Here is a 15,898-nt window from a genome sequence, read left to right on the forward strand (position 1 = left end):
CTCAGCCGCCCGCTGTTCCTGATGTCGGGCATCTTCTACACCTACGAGCTGATGCCCAAGGTCGTGCAGGATGTCCTGTGGTGGAACCCCGTCCTGCACCTGGTCGGTCTGATGCGGCGGGGGATCTATGTGGTCTATCCCGCCGACTATGTCAGCGAGAGCTATGTCATCGCGGTGTCGCTGCTGACCCTGGTGTCCGGGCTGCTGCTGATGTGGCGGCGCTACCGCGACCTGCTGGAACTGGGCTGAGGCGCGAGCCCGGGCTCAGGTCAGCCCCTCGATGATCGCGCGCAGGGTTGGGATGCCCTCGCCCTTTTCCGAGGAGGTCACGACCAGTTCGGGATAGGCGGCGGGGTGCTTCTGCAGCTCGGCCTCGATCTGGGCAAGGGTCTGGGCCAGCGTGCCGCGCCCGATCTTGTCGGCCTTGGTCACGACCACCTGGAAGGGCACCGCCGAACGGTCCAGCAGCGTCATGATCTCGTGGTCCACGGGCTTGATGCCGTGGCGCGCGTCGATCAGGGCGAAGGCGCGGCGCAGGTTGGGGCGGCCCGCCAGATACTGCTTCAGCAGCGCCTGCCATTTCTGCACGACCGCCACCGGCGCCTGGGCGAAGCCGTAGCCCGGAAGGTCCACCAGATAGCCGCGGTCGCCCAGGGCGAAAAAGTTCAGTTCCTGCGTCCGCCCCGGCGTGTTGGACGCCCGCGCGATCCCCTTGCGCCCGGTCAGCGCGTTGATGAGGCTGGACTTGCCGACGTTGGACCGGCCGGCAAAGCAGACCTCGGGGCGGTCGGCCGGGGGCAGGCCGTCCATGGCGACCACGCCCTTGATGAAATCGACGGGACCCGCGAACAGCAGGCGCCCGGCCTCGGCGGCCTCGGCATCGGGCTCGGGGGCAGGGGGGAAGGCGACCTTCAAAGGACTTCGACCTCGTCTCCGGGGCGGATGGTGCCGCCGGTCTGAACCTCGGCATAGATGCCGAAGTCCTGGTGCCAGAACTGGTCCTGCAGGGCCTTCGGCATGTCCAGGTCGATGCGGCCGGTGGCGGTGTCCACACTGGTCGCGGCGCAGCGGCCGATCCGCTCGGTCAGCTTCAGCACGACCGTGTCGCCGATGCGGATGCGGTGCAACTGCATGTCGCGCTCGGCATAGGGCTCCCACCCGTCGATCCACAGGTTCGCGCGCCAGCGGTGGGTGCCGAGCGGCTGGCCGAGCCGGTCCTCCAGGTCACGCAGCGAGGACAGCGACAGGACCGACAGCCACGGGTGGTTCACGTCCGTCAGCGCTTGCGGGGCCTCGACCAGCCGCGCGGCAGGAGCCTTGCCGCTGGGGTCCCACAAGGGGGCGAGCCAGTCCAGCAGCGTTGCCTGATCGCGGGTGGGGTCGAAGCGCAGGGGCGGCAGGTCGGGATGGGACAGGACGAGATGGTCACCGTCCCAGCCGCCGCTGATCGCCTGAAGGGGCGCCGAGGCGACCCCCCGCAGAAAGGCGGACTTGGGCAGCCAGCGGCGAAGCTCGTCGCCGTCCAGGTGCTGGATCGCCGCTTCGTGCAGGACCGCGAAGCGGCGGTCGCCGGGCAGGGGCTGGCCCTCGGTCAGCCGGACCTCGTCCAGCGCCTCGCCCCCGACCGACTTGACCGGGTGGCGGAAGATGTGGGCCAGCCGCGCGGTCACTTCTTGGCGCTGCGCTTGGGCAGGCCGGCGCGGATGTTGCCGAACAGGTCGGGCCGGTGGCCGTGCATCGACATGATCCCGTACTGCTGGATGATCGTGATGGTGTTGTTGGTGATCCAGTAAAGCACCAGCCCCGAGGCGAAGCCACCCAGCATGAACATGAAGATCCAGGGCATCCAGGCGAAGATCATCTTCTGCGCCGGGTCGGTGGGGGCCGGGTTCAGCTTCTGCTGCAGCCACATGGTGATGCCCAGCACGATCGCCAGCAGCGGCAGCGACAGCGAATGCAGCATGGTCCCCTGCGCGGGCGCGTCCCAGGGGAACAGCCCGAAGAGGTTCAGCAGCGACGAGGGGTCCGGCGCCGACAGGTCGCGGATCCAGCCGACCCAGGGGGCGTGGCGCAGTTCCAGCGTGACGAAGATCACCTTGTAGAGCGCGAAGAAGATCGGGATCTGCAGCAGCAGCGGAAGGCAGCCCGCCGCCGGGTTCACCTTGGCGTTGCGGTACAGCGCCATGACTTCCTGCTGGTACTTCATCCGGTCGTCGCCGGTGCGTTCCTTGATCGCCTCCATCTCGGGCTGAAGCTCGCGCATCCGGGCCATCGAGACATAGGACTTCCGGGCCAGCGGGAAGACCAGCGCCTTGAGGATGAAGGTCAGCGCGATGATCGACCAGCCCATGTTGCCGATGAAGCCGTGCAGCCAGTGCAGCAGGCGGAAGATCGGCTTGGTCAGGAAGTAGAACCAGCCCCAGTCGATCGAGTCGACGAAGCGGTCGATGCCCTTGGCCTCCTGATAGCCGTTGATCGCTTCCCATTCCTTCGCGCCGGCGAAGAGATAGCTCGAGGACGACAGTTGCGTGCCGGGGGCGACGGTCTGCATCGGCAGGCGCGTCTCGGCCTGGTAGATGTCGGCGCCGGGGGCGTATTTCACGACCGAGGTGAAGGGCTGGCCGGGCGCGGGAATCAGCGTCGTCATCCAGTACTTGTCGGTGAAGCCGATCCAGCCGTTTTCCGCGACCTCGGTGATCTCGGCGGGGCCTTCGGCGCCGGCCGCCTCGAACTTGGCCATGTCCTTGTACTTGACCTCGACCAGCTCGCCGTCGGTCATGCCGACCGCGCCTTCATGCAGGATGAAGAAGTTCTGCGTGTCGGGCTGGCCGTGGCGGGCGAGGATGCCGTAGGGGGCGGCGACGAAGGGCGCGGGGCCGGTGTTCTCGACGCTCTGCGTCACGGTGAACAGGTAGCGGTCGTCCAGCGCGAAGGTGCGGCGGAAGACCTGGCCCGCGCCGTTGTCCCAGCGCAGGGTGACCGGCTGGTCGGGGCCCAGCGTCGCGCCGCTTTCGACCGTCCAAAGGGTGGCGGGCGAGGGGACCAGCGCCGGGTCCACGCCGGGGCCGGGCATCCAGCCGTAGACGGCGTAATAGGGTTTCTGCACCACGACCTCGGGGTCCGCGCCGGGCGCGACCGGCGTGCCCTCGGTGGTCAGGCGGGGCTGCGCGGTCGGCGACAGAAGCCGCACGAAGGGCGAGTTCGGGTCCAGCGTCTCGCGGTAGCCGGTCAGCAGGATGTCGTCGATCCGGCCGCCCGCCAGCGAGATCGAGCCGCGCATCGAAGGCGATTCGATCTGCACGCGCGGCGCCGTCAGCACCGGATCGTCGGCCGCGCCGATCAGCGTCGGGGCGGGCGCCTGCTCGGCCGGAGCCGTGGGCGCGATGGCGCCGGGCGCGGTCTGCGTCGCCACGGCCGGGTCCGTCGGCTCGGGCGGAGGCGGCGCGAAGAAGGCATACCACCCGACCATGACCAGTGCCGACAGCACCATGGCAAGGATCAGGTTGCGGTTGTTGTCGTCCATCCTCGGACCCCGGCTTCTTGCGAGAAATACGCGCCGCTTCAACCGGACCCCCCTGCAAAGGTCAAGCCAATAGCGGGCAAGGCGCACGTGCGGCGATGGTCAGATGGGGGTGACGACGCGTTCCGCATAGAGCCGCTCGACGTCCTCGGGGCGGCAAAGGTCGGTCGCGGGGGTCATGCAGGCGGCGGCTGCGGCGGCGGCGGCCAGCGCCAGCGCATCCGCCACGGCCATGCCGCGCGCCACGGCCAGCGTATAGCCCGCCACGAAGCTGTCGCCCGCGCCGACCTTGCTGATGACGGTCACGGGCGGCGCCTCGGCGTGCCAGCGGCCCTCCGGGCAGGCCACGATGTTGCCGTCCGCGCCCCGCGCCACGATCACCGACTGCGCCGCCCCCGCCTGCACGAGGCTGGAGGCGAAGTCGGCCGTGTCCTTCCGCGCGGGCAGGGGACGTCCCGCCAGCCCCTCGGCCTCGGCATCGTCCATCCGCAGGACGGCGATGGGTGCGTCGCGGGCGCCCGCCACCGCCGCCAGCGCCGCGCCCGAGGTGTCCACGAACATCCGCGTGTCGCGTCCGGCCAGCCTGCGGGCCAGCGCCACCGCGAAGTCGGGCGGCACGCCCGGCGGGTTCGAGCCGGAGATCACCAGGATGCCACCCTGCGGCGCGGCGCCCACGACGGCGTCCAGCGCGCCCCGCACGTCCGAGGGCCGCCATTCCGGCCCCGGCAGGACAAAGCGGAACTGCGCGCCGTCGCTGCGGTCGATGACGGACAGCGATTGCCGCGTCTCGCCCGGCGCGTTCAGACGCAGGACGGGCAGGCCGGTTTGGTGCAGAAGGTCGCAGAGCCGCGTGCCCGTCGCGCCGCCCAGCGCCACCAGCGCGCGCGAACGCCCGCCCATGTTGGCGATGGCGCGGCTGACGTTGATGCCGCCGCCGCCGGGATCGATGTCGGGCGCCTCGCAGCGCAGCTTGAGTTCCGGCACCACCTCGTCCGTGCTGGTGGACAGGTCCAGCGCCGGGTTCAGCGTGACGGTCAGGACGGGCGCCTGGGGCTGCGGGGTCAGGATCATTCCCACCACCGGTCGATGCGGGCGATGTCCTCGTCCGACCAGCCGAAGTGATGGGCAAACTCGTGGACCACCACGTTGCGGACCAGCGCCCCCAGCGTGACATCGCCGCGTTCGGCCCATTCGTCCAGGATCGCGCGGCGGAACAGCCAGACCGTGTCGGGGAAATGCTGGGGCTGGCTGGGCGACTTCTCGGTGCGGGGGATGCCGTCGTAAAGGCCCGTCAGCTCCAGCGGGTCGTCGATCTCGAGCTCGTCCAGCACGTCCTCGCCGGCGACCTCCTCGACCCGCAGGATGACCTCGGCGGCATGGCCCGCGAACTCGGGCGGCAGTCCCGCCAGCACTTCGCGCGCGATCGCCTCGATGTCGTCGGCAGAGGGCGCGGCGGCCTCGGTCCAGTCGGTCATGGCGTTCCCTTGGCGTTCAACGGCTTTGGGGCCGATATGGACAAGAATCGCCCGGTGTGAAAGAGCGGGCGGATCAAGGAGACGCCGATGACCACGACCCGTTTCGCGCCCTCGCCGACCGGCCATATCCACGTCGGCAACCTGCGCACCGCCCTGATGAACTACCTGATCGCCCGCAAGACCGGCGGCACGTTCATCCTGCGGCTGGACGACACCGACCGCGAGCGGTCGAAGCAGGAATATGCCGACGGCATCCAGCGCGACCTGGAATGGCTGGGCCTGACCTGGGACCGGCTGGAACGGCAGTCCGACCGGCTGGACCGCTATGCCGAGGCCGCCGACCAGCTGCGCGGCGCGGGGCGGCTTTACGAGGTCTTCGAGACGCCGACCGAGCTGGACCTCAAGCGCAAGAAGCAGCTGAACATGGGCAAGCCCCCGGTCTACGACCGCGCGGGGCTGAACCTGACGGACGAGGACCGCGCCCGGCTGCGGGCCGAGGGGCGCGAGGGCTACTGGCGCTTCCGGCTGGACCAGGAACGGATCGAGTGGCCGGACGGCATCATCGGCGACGTGTCGATCGACGCGGCCTCGGTCAGCGACCCGGTGCTGATCCGGGCGGACGGGCAGGTGCTTTATACCTTCGCGTCCTCCGTGGACGACGTGGACATGGGCGTGACCGACATCGTGCGCGGCGCGGACCACGTGACAAACACCGCGACGCAGATCCAGATCATCAAGGCGCTGGGCGGCACGCCCCCGCGCTTTGCCCACCACAGCCTTCTGACCGGCCCGCAGGGCGAGGAACTGTCCAAGCGCTTGGGCACCCTGTCGCTGCGCGACCTGCGCGAGAAGGGCGTCGCGCCCGAGGCGCTGCTGTCGCTGATGGCGCGGCTGGGGTCGAACCAGCCGGTGCAACTGCGGATGTCGCTGGACGAACTGGCCGAGGGCTTCGACCTGAGCCAGTTCGGCGCCTCGCCCACCAAGTTCGATGCCGAGGACCTTTGGCCGCTCACGCGTGAGCGCAACCAGCACCTGCCCTATGATGCCGTGCGCGAGCGCATTGCCGCCCTGGGCGTGCCGGATGACCTCGCCGAACGTTTCTGGTCGGTGGCGCGGCAGAACATCACCAGGCTGGACGACCTGGGCGAGTGGTGGACCCTGATGCGCGACGGCGCCGAGCCGGTGATCGCCCCCGAGGATGCCGAGTTCGTGGCCCAGGCGCTGGCGATGCTGCCGCCGCGTCCCTGGACGGAGACGACCTGGAGCGAATGGACCAATGCGGTCAAGGCCGCGACGGGGCGCAAGGGCAAGGGGCTGTTCATGCCGCTGCGCAAGGCCCTGACCGGCATGGACCACGGCCCCGAGATGGGCGAGCTGATGCCCCTGCTGCAAAGGGTGCCCGCCGCCGGGCGGTAAGGTCCCGGACGACGAAGGCGGCCACGGGGGCCGCCTTTTTCATGCGCTCCGCTTCTGGCAGGGCGGCCCGGCAAGGGGCCGCCCTTGTTTTATCTCAGCTGAATCTGGACCGGCTGCTGGAAGGTGAAGGGCTGACCGTTGGGCGGAGCGGGCAGCTTCGGCATCCGCGCCGCCTGCCGGGCCAGCGCCGCGTCCACGGCCGGTTCCCCGGTCCCCCGTGCCAGTTGGGCGCTGGTCGCCCCGTTGGCCGAAACCCTGACGGTGACGGTCGCCCGCACGGTGCCGCCGCGCCGGCCGGGCACGCGGGTGCGGCTCATGTGCTGGCTGACGCGGGCACCCGCGCGCTGCTGCCAGCTGGCCTGCGCCTGGCGCGACGCGCCGGAGGCGGCGGCGGGGGCCTGACGCGCGCCGGTTTCGCCGCTGCGGCCCTGACGTCCGCTGCGCGACGCCTCGGCCTGCTCGCGCCGCTCGTCCTTCCGCTCGGCGCGGGGCTGCTCGCGCTCGCGCTCGCGCCGCGTCTCGCGGCGGGGCTCCTCGCGGGGCTCTTCCTTGGGTTCCTCCCGCGGCTCCTCGCGCCGGACCAGCCGCTCGGGACGGCGGCGGGGCGGCGGGACGATGGCGGGCGCGGCCTCGGCGGGCGGGGTGAGGCTGGCGAAGTCCGGGGGCGGCAGCGGCACGACCGGAGGCGGCACGAACTCCGGCACGGGCTCCGGGGGAGCAAGCGCCGCGAAATCGGGCGGGGACAATGGCTCGATCTCGGGCGGGGTGAACTCGGGCAGGGGCTCCGGCTCCGGTTCGGGCTCGGGTTCGGGCGCCGGCTCGGGCGCGGGTTCCGGCTCGGCCTCGGCGGCTGCCTCGCTTTCCTCCGAGGCTGCGGCAAGCTCGCCCGGCGGAGGGGGCTCGAGGTCCAGCAGGATCGCGTCGGGCGCGGCGGGCAGGGCCTGCCCGGGCTGGCGCAACGCCCAGGCGGCAGCCGCCACATGGGCTGACAGGACCAGCGCGCCCACCGCCAGCCAGCCGCCTGCGCTGCCCAGGCGCCCCCCGCTCATGGCGTCGCCGGAAGCGCCGCGGGCGGCGCGCTGGCGCGGTCCAGCCCGACCAGCGCGATCTTCAGATAGCCCGAGTCGCGCAGCCGGTTCATCACCCCCATCAGGTCGCCGTAGGCCACCGCCTGGTCGGCGCGCAGATAGATGCGGGTTGCCAGATCCCCCCCGGTCGCTGCCGCGAGTTCGGCCGCCAGCGCCTCGGGCGCGATCGCGCGGTTGCCCAGGGACAGCGCGAGGTTGGGCCCCACCGTCAGCCAGACCGGCGTGTCGGGCCGGCCCGAGACCGGCGCGTTCGACACCGGCAGGTCCACGTTGATGTCCACGGTGGACAGCGGCGCCGCGACCATGAAGATGATTAGCAGCACCAGCATCACGTCGATGAAGGGGGTGACGTTGATCTCGTGGTTCTCCACCAGATCGTCGTCGCCGCCGCCCGACTGGTTCCGGATGCCCCCCGCCATCAGACCCGGATCCCTGCCGCCGCGCGGTCGAGGTCGCGGCTGACCAGCCGTTCGACGCTTGCCGCCGTTTCGTTCAGGCGCAGCCGGTAGCCGGTGATCGCGCGGGCGAAGAAGTTGTAGATCACGACCGCCGGGATGGCCGCGACAAGGCCGATGGCGGTGGCCAGCAGCGCCTCGGCGATGCCCGGTGCCACGACGGCCAGGTTCGTGGTCTGCGCCTCGGAAATGCCGATGAAGCTGTTCATGATCCCCCAGACGGTCCCGAACAGCCCCACGAAGGGCGCGGTCGAGCCGATGGTGGCCAGCACCCCCGTTCCGCGCCCGATGTGCCGCGCGGCCCGCGCCTGGATCTGGCCCAGGTGCGAGGCGATGCGCTCGCGCACGCCGTCGGGCGAAAGGCCCGAGGCCGAGCGGTTCAACTCGCGCGCGGCGGCGCGCAGCATCCGCGCGTCGGGCCCGCGGCCATTCGCGCCCGACAAGGCAGTGCGCAGCGACTCGGCCGATTCGATGCGGCGGGCACCGCGGCCGATCGCGGACATGGCGATCAGGTATTCGACCACCTTCACGATCAGCACGGTCCAGGTGACGACCGAGGCGAAGGCAAGGCCGATCATCACCGCCTTCACCACGATGTCGGCCTGCCGGAACATTCCCATCGGCGACAGGTCGTGGGGCAGGGCATCAGCGGGAATGGCCTCGGCGGCCGGAGCGGCGGGCAGGGGCGGCGACGCCTCGTCCTGCCCGGATGCCAGCGGCGAGATCCCGGCCGGGGCAGCGGCAGGGGCAGGGGCAGGGGCAGGGGCAGCGGCAGGGGCACCGGGCACGGCGGCAGGGACCGCAGACTGCCCAGCTTCGGTGTTGGAGATGGCCGGAGCCGCCGCTGCCGCGGGAACCGAGGCGGCCGGGACGCCCGTGCCTTCAGCCCCGACGGGCAACGAATCAGGCTGCGCGGGTGCGCCTGCCGTCGAAGCAGGCACGCTTTCCTGCCCCTGAGCCAGTGCCGGAGGCGACCCCATCAGGGCGCCGAGGCCCAGGGCGACGGCAGCTGCAAGCGAAAGGACGGCGCGGGACGGATCAGGCTTCATGGACAGACCTTGCTGGGCAAAGAGCGGGCAGGCCGCGTTCAAGTGGCTCCAAACAGACCTGACCATTCCTGTCAACTATATACGAGAACAAGGCTGCCCCTGAATGCCCACCTTTATCGGGATCAGGGCGGGCGGCGGGCTCATGTCCAAAGCCTTTTTCCGACTGCGATCCGGCTGCGCTGCGCCCGACATCCTTCATGATGGTTGTGTGACCGCCCAAGTTTCCCGTTGACAGGCGGGGAACCTGACGTAAGAACTCGAACATACCCGAGTGAACTTCTCAACTAACAGGAGGCTCAGATGAACGATCTTACCTTCCACGGAACGGATCGCACGCCCGTCCGGATGCCGACCCCCCTGCATGAGGCGACGACGCTGACGGGGGGCGGCCATCTGGCGCAGATCGCACTGGCCGACCAGGTCTATACCCTGCGCATCACCCGCGCCGGAAAGCTGATCCTGACCAAGTGATCCCTTCTTCCGCGCCCAGCCACTGACAGGAAGCCCGGCCAATGCCCTCCTTGCTCCATCTGCCCATTGCACCCGGGTTGTCCCGATGATCGTCTGCCATTGCATGGGCATCAGCGATGCCGACATCCGTGCCGCCGTCGGCTGGATGCGCGCTTCGGATGCTGATACGATCGTCACGCCCGGCAAGATCTACCATGCTCTCGGCAAGAGCGCGGATTGCGGCGGGTGCATGAAACTGTTCGTTGCGACGATGCGCGCCGCCGACGGCTTTGCCGTCAATGCAGGCCAGAGGGATGTGCCCCCGGTGCTGCGCGGACTGCGTCAAGGCGTAGCGCGCTGAAAGCAGAGGGCTGTCCATGAAGGGTGATCCGAAGGTCATCGACTATCTCAACGCCGCGCTCAGGTCCGAGCTGACGGCGGTCAGCCAGTACTGGCTGCATTATCGCCTGCAGGAGGATTGGGGCTACGGCCGGATCGCCGACAAGTCGCGCGCCGAGTCGATCGAGGAGATGCACCACGCCGACCGGCTGATCCAGCGCATCATCTTCCTGGAAGGCCACCCGAACCTGCAGAAGCTGGACCCGCTGCGCATCGGCCAGAACCTGCGCGAAACTTTGGAAGCCGACCTCGCCGCCGAGCACGAGGCCCGCACCCTCTACCTCGAGGCGCGGAAATACTGCTCCGAGATCAACGACCAGGTGTCCAAGTCGCTGTTCGACGACCTGATCGAGGACGAGGAAGGCCACATCGACTTCCTGGAAACGCAGCTGTCGCTGATGGGCGAGATCGGCGTCCAGAACTATGGCCAGCTGAACGCCAAGCCCGCCGACAAGGCCGAGTAAAGGGCGGCCACCGCCGGATGGACGAAACGCCGCCCCGAAAGGCGGCGTTTTTATTTGTTCCTGCAGTCCTGCATATGACAGCGGTGCCTGCTAATGCTCGGATGCAGCCGTTGGCGCGTCTTCAGCCGTGGCCCGCTGAGAGGTAATCCGCTTTTCGGTGATTTGCAGCGCAAGATCGTTGGCGTGTCTGACAGAGGGCAGGGCCAGCAATCTTTGCATCTGCTCGGCCGTTGCGCCCTCGTGTCGCAGAATCGATCTGTCCTCTGCTTCGTTCCGATTGTGCTCGTCGAAGAACGTGGGGGTGTGGCGCGGCTTCCGTTTCGCTACGCCATTGTCGATGTTGACGAACCCTCGCCCCCGCCGCGCTTTCAGTTCGAACATCTCCCTGGTCCGCACGGCATAGTGATTGATCTGAACGAGATCCCACCCGTAATCCTCGGGGGCAATGCGGAAGTTGGCTTTCCCTTGTACTCCCCTGAGCCAACGGGCCGTGGGAAAGAAGTCCAGGTTCAGGGTAGCTCCAGACGCATTAACGAAATCCGTGCCCTGGAAGTGCTTCCACCTCCTGAGGTGCGGCCGATGGTTGGCGATCTCGGACAATCTGGTCTTGCGCGCCCGATGGCGATAGAAGGTCTTGATGATCTTGTTGCCGGCAAAGTCCCGGTCGGCTGCCCGGCTGAAGTCCTGTGAAACAAACCTTCCCGGGAATGTCTTGTTCCCTCCGTCGCCGAAAATGCGCCAGGGAATCAGGACGCCATGCGCCCCGCCAAGGGAAAGAATGAGGTCATCAACTTTTCCCTGCCCGCAATGGATATTCAGGAATTCGTCAGCATCCAGCCAGATGACCCAGTCGCCATCGGCTATCGCTGAACTTTCATTCGCGGCCTTCGCTGCTTTTCCCTGCGGGGACTCGTCGGGACCGACAGAATGATGGATATGCTGTATCTCGCCTGCCGTATGCAGCGCGTCCAGCAGCTCGGTCGTGCCGTCGTCGCTGTCATTCGACACGATCAGGATCGTGTCGAACCCGATCGCCTTGTGATAGGCGATCCATTCCACCAGGAACGGACCCTCGTTCTTGACGGCCGAGAAAAGAACTTTCTTGGATTCGGGCATGAAAGGCTCGCAACGAATGTCCCGGGATGTTGAGGGACGATCAGGATGCAAGCGTTATGGTTGCATGGCCTTGCAAGCGCAAGACTGCGCCGGGACCTGATGCTGTGCCTGAAGAGAAGGTCGATGGTAGCGGAGGAGGGATTTGAACCCCCGACACAAGGATTATGATTCCTCTGCTCTAACCAGCTGAGCTACTCCGCCCCATGCATCCCGCGATGGGTGCGGGGGATTTAGGGCGGCGCGCGCGGGCCGTCAAGCGGAATCAGCATGCCGCCGCTTGCCTGGGACCGGCCGGGCGTGCAGGGAAACTGGGCGCGCCCTGGGGCGTTGCAGGGGCAAAGCAAGAGGTTGCAGATGGCGGACGATCCGTATGCCGCACTGGGCGTGTCGAAGACGGCGACCGATGCCGAGATCAAGAAGGCTTACCGCAAGATCGCGAAAAGGGATCACCCGGACCTGACCGATGATCCGGCCGCGCACGAACGCTTCAAGGCGGCCTCTGTGGCCTACGACCTGCTGAAGGACCCCGAGCAGCGCGCCCGCTTCGACCGGGGCGAGATCGACGCCCAGGGGCAGGAACGCCCGCAGCGCCGCTATTACCGCGACTTCTCGGAGGCGCCGGACAATCCTTACCGGGGGCAGGCCGACTATGGCGACTTCTCGGACGTGTTCGCCGATCTTTTCGGCGAGCGCGGCTTCCGCCAGTCGGGCTTCGGGGGCGGAGCCCGCAGCTTCGACATGCGCGGACAGGACCATCGCTACACGCTGGAGGTCGATTTCATGACCGCCGCGCGCGGCGGGACGACCCGCATCACCCTGCCCGACGGCAATGTGCTGGACGTCAACATTCCCGCCGGCACCCGTGACGGCCAGACCATCCGGCTGCGCGGCAAGGGCGCTGCGGGCATGGGCGACGGTCCCCCTGGAGATGCGCTGCTGGCGATCACGGTGCGCGAGGACCCGGACTGGCGACGCGACGGCGATGACGTGTCCACGGTTCTGCCGATCTCGCTGGACGAGGCGGTGCTGGGAGCCAAGGTCCAAGCGCAGACCATCGACGGGCCCGTGATGCTGACGGTCCCGCGCGGCGCCTCGTCGGGGCAGAAGCTCAGGCTGCGGGGCCGGGGCCTGACGGGCGCGGGCGGCAAGCGGGGCGATCAGCATGTCGAGCTGCGCATCGTCATGCCGCCGCAGATCGACGACGACCTGGCCCGCTTCATCGAGACGTGGCGCAAGGATCACGCATACAACCCGCGCGCCGCAGGGGGGAGGGGACGATGATCCGCCAATTCAAGACCCGCGACGAGATCCTTTCGATGATCCCCGAGCTCTCGCCCGAGGCGCTGGCGGCGCTGACCGAGGCCGGCATCATCCAGCCCCTGCTGGCGGAGGGCGAGCCGCGCTTCCGCGAGATCGACGCGGCGCGGCTGCAACTGGCCGTCGAACTCGAGGAGATGTTCCGGCTCGACCCCGAGGCGCTGGCGCTGGTGCTGTCGCTGATCGACCAGTTGAACGGGATCAGGGGAGAGATGCGTGCGGTGCTGGGCGCGCTGGCAGAGGAGCCGCCCGAAACCCGCGCGCGCCTGCGCCGCGTGATTCACGAGATCCGGATCCTGCGGGTCCAGCGTGACTGAGCGGGTCGCCCTGCGGCCGCGCGGCCCGGCGCTTGGCATGGCCGAGGCGGAAGGGGGCTGCCACTGCGGCGCGGTGCGGTTCCGCACGAGGCTGGCGCAGGGCCTGGCCACCGCCGGCCGCTGCACATGTTCCTATTGCCGGATGAAGGGCAGCATCTCGGTGACGGTCGCCGAGGGGGGCTTCCAGCTGCTTTCAGGCGAGGACAGCCTTGGCACCTACCATTTCGGCACGGGCGTCGCGGCCCATCATTTCTGCCGGGTCTGCGGCATCAACACCCATCACCACCGCAGCTCGGTTCCCGGCCAGGTCGCCGTCAGCGCCGCCTGCCTGGACGGCGTGAGCCCCTTCGACTTTCTAGAACTGCCGGTCTGGGAAGGCGAGCGCGAGACGCCGCCGGGACAGGACGTGCTGGCGGGCGTGCTGCGCTACAGCCCGGCGTAAAGGGCGGCGAGGCGCTCGGCTTCGGCGTCCAGTCCGTAGGGCGGGTTGATGACGAACATGCCCGACCCGACCATGCCGTGACCGGCACGCGCCGGCGGAAAGCGGACCTCGGACAGCAGCGCCTGCGGGTGATCGGCGGCCAGCGCGCCTGCCATGGCCCGGTGCCGTTCGTCGGCAAGGATCGGGTACCACAGCGCGATCACGCCGACGTTCCACTTGCGCGCCATGCGGGCGATCCAGCCGGGAATGCGGTTGTAGTCGGCCTTGACCTCATAGCTGGGGTCGATCAGCAGCAGTCCACGCCGCGGCAGGGGCGGGATCAGGGCGTTCGCCATGGCGAAGCCGTCCTGCTGGTGAAGCCGCGCGAAATCGGCGACCTCGGACAGGGCGGCGTGTTCGGCCGGGTGCAGTTCGGCCAGATGGGCCGAGTCGCCGGGCCGCAGGAAATGTGAGGCGATCAAGGGAGAGCCGGGATAGGCCTGCGGGCCGAAGCGGCCCCGGACCGCCGACAGTGCATCCGACAGGGGATGATCCGCCGGCAGCCAGCCTTGCGCCAGCGCGCGCGTGATCCCGGCCTCTGCTTCCTGCGTCCGTTGCGCTTCCTCGGACCCGAGGTCGTAGAGGCCGCGCCCGGCATGGGTCTCGATATAGGTCAGCGGCTTCGGCTTGGCCGTCAGGTGGGACAGCGCCGTGGCGAGCAGGGCGTGCTTGTGCACGTCCGCCAGGTTTCCCGCGTGATACGCGTGCTGATAGGACAACATGACCTGTCCCTAGTCGGCGCATCCGGGAATGGGAAGAGGAGGAAGCGGCGACCCCGGGGAGGAGGAGAGGGGTCGCCGCCAACAACGCGCCCAGGGAGGAGGAGGGGCGGCGCTGCATCGGATCGCTACCGGGGAGGAGGTCGGCTGCGATCCATGAACACAAGATGGCCCGAATGCTGCGCTTGCACAACGGCTGTTTCGGACGATCTGCTATGCTCTGGATGCATGGAAAATTGCGCCCGTTGGTCACAAAACCGCCATCTTTTGACGGATTCTGGCACTTGTTGCATCCTGAACACGCAGAAGATGTATCACCTATGCGTGTGACGCAACGTTTTCCGGGAACCATGCGTCACGATGCTGCGCAGCAGCATGGTTTTGCGCGCGTCTGGTTGCCGGATGCCGGCGGCCCTATATCGCTGCCAACGACAGTTGAAGGATCGGGCGCATGGCAGTGAATCGCGACAGGGTGATGCAGGAACTCGAACAGGTGGCGGTTCCCGGCGGCAGCAATCTGGTCAGGGCCGATCTGATCCGGGCGCTGACAATGACCGAAGATGAGGTGAGCTTCGTCATCGAGGCCTCGGACGCGGCGCTTGCCCGTGCGCTGGAAACCGCCAGCGCCGAGGCGGAATCGCGGCTGCGTGCCCTGGGCTTTTCCCGCGTGCGCATTGTCACGACCGCTCCTGCGGGCAAGCAGGCCGGCGTGGCCGCGCGCTCGGGGCCGGCCGCGGGGGCGGGTGCGCCGCCCAGCCTGACGATCGGACGGCATCCGACGCCGCAGGCGGGCCCCCAAGCGATTCCGGGTGTGAAGCACATCATTGCCATCGGCTCGGGCAAGGGGGGCGTCGGCAAGTCCACCCTGACCACCAACCTCGCCGTTGCACTGGCGCGCAAGGGGCGGCGAATCGGGGTGCTGGATGCCGACATCTACGGCCCCAGCCAGCCCCGGATGCTCGGCGTGGCCGACCGCCCCCGCAGCGAGAACGACCGCATCATTCCCGTCCGCGCCCATGGCGTCACCATGATGTCGCTGGGCCTGATGATGAAGGAAGGCGAGGCGGTCGTCTGGCGCGGCCCGATGCTGATGGGCGCGCTGCAGCAGATGCTGAACCAGGTCGAATGGGGCGAACTGGACGCCCTTCTGGTGGACCTGCCGCCCGGCACCGGCGACGTGCAGCTGAGCCTGTGCCAGAAGGCGCCGGTCACGGGCGCCATCATCGTGTCCACGCCCCAGGACGTGGCCCTGATCGACGCGCGCCGCGCCATCGACATGTTCGGCAAGCTCAGGACCCCGGTGCTGGGGCTGGTCGAGAACATGTCCTCCTATGTCTGCCCCAATTGCGGGCACGAGGCGCACCTGTTCGGTCATGGCGGCGTCGCGGCCGAGGCGGCCGAGCGCGGCCTGCCCTTCCTGGGCGAGGTGCCGCTGGACCTGTCGGTGCGCCTTGCGGGCGATTCGGGGCAGCCGGTCGCGCTGGGCGAGGGGCCGGTGGCCGGGGCCTATGCCCGGCTGGCCGAGCGGCTGATCCAGGGCGGCATGGCCTGAGCCTGCGGAGTTTCCTTCGGGAAATCACGGGACCGCGGGGCTTGGCCTCGGCGGGAAATCATGGGACAGGCGGTCCGCCC

General features: G+C 68.8%; 19 protein-coding genes, 1 tRNA gene and 1 pseudogene. 10 read left to right on the forward strand and 11 right to left on the reverse strand.

What is annotated here, in order from left to right; all coding sequences use genetic code 11:
• Positions 1-249: pseudogene (locus tag CK240_RS12610) on the forward strand (ABC transporter permease); the annotation flags it as partial.
• 15 nt (positions 250-264) lie between these two features.
• On the opposite strand, the gene yihA reads toward CK240_RS12610, so the two are convergent.
• From yihA to CK240_RS12635, 5 genes are all read right to left on the reverse strand, one after another.
• The gene (yihA, locus tag CK240_RS12615) at positions 265-915 is read right to left on the reverse strand and encodes a ribosome biogenesis GTP-binding protein YihA/YsxC (protein ID WP_095640696.1); all 651 of its coding nucleotides are present in this window, start codon (positions 913-915) and stop codon (positions 265-267) included.
• A complete protein-coding gene (locus tag CK240_RS12620) occupies positions 912-1,670 on the reverse strand; it encodes an MOSC domain-containing protein (RefSeq protein ID WP_095640697.1) in 759 nt (252 codons plus the stop codon). The genes yihA and CK240_RS12620 overlap by 4 nt, the downstream gene beginning before the upstream one ends.
• Positions 1,667-3,523, reverse strand: coding sequence for a membrane protein insertase YidC (gene yidC, locus CK240_RS12625; protein WP_095640698.1), 1,857 nt, complete (start codon positions 3,521-3,523; stop codon positions 1,667-1,669). Before yidC ends, CK240_RS12620 begins: the two co-directional genes overlap by 4 nt.
• Before the next feature lie 99 nt (positions 3,524-3,622).
• Positions 3,623-4,591, reverse strand: coding sequence for a 1-phosphofructokinase family hexose kinase (locus tag CK240_RS12630; protein WP_095640699.1), 969 nt, complete (start codon positions 4,589-4,591; stop codon positions 3,623-3,625).
• Positions 4,588-4,995 (reverse strand): metallopeptidase family protein, encoded by a 408-nt coding sequence (locus CK240_RS12635; protein ID WP_095640700.1) that lies wholly within the window; start codon positions 4,993-4,995, stop codon positions 4,588-4,590. Before CK240_RS12635 ends, CK240_RS12630 begins: the two co-directional genes overlap by 4 nt.
• A gap of 87 nt (positions 4,996-5,082) precedes the next feature.
• Here CK240_RS12635 and gltX point away from each other — a divergent pair, with 87 nt between their 5' ends.
• Positions 5,083-6,411 carry a glutamate--tRNA ligase gene (gltX, locus tag CK240_RS12640; protein WP_095640701.1) on the forward strand — a complete coding sequence of 443 codons (1,329 nt, stop codon included), beginning with the start codon at positions 5,083-5,085 and terminating at the stop codon, positions 6,409-6,411.
• A gap of 89 nt (positions 6,412-6,500) precedes the next feature.
• Here the strand turns inward: gltX and CK240_RS12645 are convergent, their stop codons facing one another.
• Genes CK240_RS12645 through exbB form a run of 3 tightly spaced genes read right to left on the reverse strand, consistent with a single transcriptional unit; the run spans position 6,501 to position 9,003 of the window.
• Positions 6,501-7,460 carry an energy transducer TonB family protein gene (locus CK240_RS12645; RefSeq protein WP_095640702.1) on the reverse strand — a complete coding sequence of 320 codons (960 nt, stop codon included), beginning with the start codon at positions 7,458-7,460 and terminating at the stop codon, positions 6,501-6,503.
• Positions 7,457-7,918: a TonB system transport protein ExbD gene (exbD, locus tag CK240_RS12650; protein ID WP_095640703.1), complete on the reverse strand. Its 462-nt coding sequence runs from the start codon at positions 7,916-7,918 to the stop codon at positions 7,457-7,459. Before exbD ends, CK240_RS12645 begins: the two co-directional genes overlap by 4 nt.
• A complete protein-coding gene (gene exbB, locus CK240_RS12655; protein ID WP_095640704.1) occupies positions 7,918-9,003 on the reverse strand; it encodes a tonB-system energizer ExbB in 1,086 nt (361 codons plus the stop codon). The genes exbD and exbB overlap by 1 nt, the downstream gene beginning before the upstream one ends.
• Before the next feature lie 345 nt (positions 9,004-9,348).
• Here exbB and hemP point away from each other — a divergent pair, with 345 nt between their 5' ends.
• The 3 genes from hemP (at position 9,349) to bfr (ending at position 10,316) form a co-directional block, all read left to right on the forward strand.
• A complete protein-coding gene (gene hemP, locus CK240_RS12660; protein ID WP_095640769.1) occupies positions 9,349-9,474 on the forward strand; it encodes a hemin uptake protein HemP in 126 nt (41 codons plus the stop codon).
• An 85-nt stretch (positions 9,475-9,559) separates the two neighbouring features.
• Positions 9,560-9,814: a (2Fe-2S)-binding protein gene (locus CK240_RS12665; protein ID WP_095640705.1), complete on the forward strand. Its 255-nt coding sequence runs from the start codon at positions 9,560-9,562 to the stop codon at positions 9,812-9,814.
• Positions 9,815-9,830: 16 nt separating this feature from the next.
• Complete coding sequence (bfr, locus tag CK240_RS12670) at positions 9,831-10,316, forward strand: bacterioferritin (RefSeq protein ID WP_095640706.1); 486 nt, start codon at positions 9,831-9,833, stop codon at positions 10,314-10,316.
• Positions 10,317-10,406: 90 nt separating this feature from the next.
• On the opposite strand, the gene CK240_RS12675 is transcribed toward bfr, so the two are convergent.
• Both CK240_RS12675 and CK240_RS12680 read right to left on the reverse strand, forming a co-directional pair.
• Positions 10,407-11,432 carry a glycosyltransferase family 2 protein gene (locus CK240_RS12675; protein ID WP_095640707.1) on the reverse strand — a complete coding sequence of 342 codons (1,026 nt, stop codon included), beginning with the start codon at positions 11,430-11,432 and terminating at the stop codon, positions 10,407-10,409.
• A 124-nt stretch (positions 11,433-11,556) separates the two neighbouring features.
• A tRNA-Met gene (locus CK240_RS12680) sits at positions 11,557-11,633 on the reverse strand.
• Between the two features lie 153 nt (positions 11,634-11,786).
• On the opposite strand from CK240_RS12680, the gene CK240_RS12685 reads away from it, so the two are divergent.
• The 3 genes from CK240_RS12685 to CK240_RS12695 are packed head-to-tail and all read left to right on the forward strand — an operon-like array spanning position 11,787 to position 13,508.
• Complete coding sequence (locus tag CK240_RS12685; protein WP_095640708.1) at positions 11,787-12,713, forward strand: DnaJ C-terminal domain-containing protein; 927 nt, start codon at positions 11,787-11,789, stop codon at positions 12,711-12,713.
• Positions 12,710-13,066 carry a chaperone modulator CbpM gene (locus tag CK240_RS12690; RefSeq protein WP_095640709.1) on the forward strand — a complete coding sequence of 119 codons (357 nt, stop codon included), beginning with the start codon at positions 12,710-12,712 and terminating at the stop codon, positions 13,064-13,066. Before CK240_RS12685 ends, CK240_RS12690 begins: the two co-directional genes overlap by 4 nt.
• Complete coding sequence (locus tag CK240_RS12695) at positions 13,059-13,508, forward strand: GFA family protein (RefSeq protein ID WP_240517409.1); 450 nt, start codon at positions 13,059-13,061, stop codon at positions 13,506-13,508. Before CK240_RS12690 ends, CK240_RS12695 begins: the two co-directional genes overlap by 8 nt.
• On the opposite strand, the gene CK240_RS12700 is transcribed toward CK240_RS12695, so the two are convergent.
• A complete protein-coding gene (locus tag CK240_RS12700) occupies positions 13,493-14,269 on the reverse strand; it encodes a 23S rRNA (adenine(2030)-N(6))-methyltransferase RlmJ (RefSeq protein ID WP_095640711.1) in 777 nt (258 codons plus the stop codon). The two genes, CK240_RS12695 and CK240_RS12700, sit on opposite strands and share 16 nt — an antisense overlap.
• Positions 14,270-14,433: 164 nt before the next feature.
• On the opposite strand from CK240_RS12700, the gene CK240_RS18295 reads away from it, so the two are divergent.
• Both CK240_RS18295 and CK240_RS12705 read left to right on the forward strand, forming a co-directional pair.
• Entirely contained in the window at positions 14,434-14,727 is a 294-nt protein-coding gene (locus CK240_RS18295) for a hypothetical protein (protein ID WP_135058842.1), read from the forward strand.
• On the forward strand, positions 14,718-15,818 hold the full coding sequence (locus CK240_RS12705; protein ID WP_095640712.1) for an Mrp/NBP35 family ATP-binding protein: 1,101 nt from the start codon (positions 14,718-14,720) through the stop codon (positions 15,816-15,818). Before CK240_RS18295 ends, CK240_RS12705 begins: the two co-directional genes overlap by 10 nt.
• Positions 15,819-15,898: the final 80 nt, after the last annotated feature.

The sequence above is a fragment of the Paracoccus salipaludis genome (assembly GCF_002287065.1).
In the GTDB taxonomy this organism is placed as follows: domain Bacteria; phylum Pseudomonadota; class Alphaproteobacteria; order Rhodobacterales; family Rhodobacteraceae; genus Paracoccus; species Paracoccus salipaludis.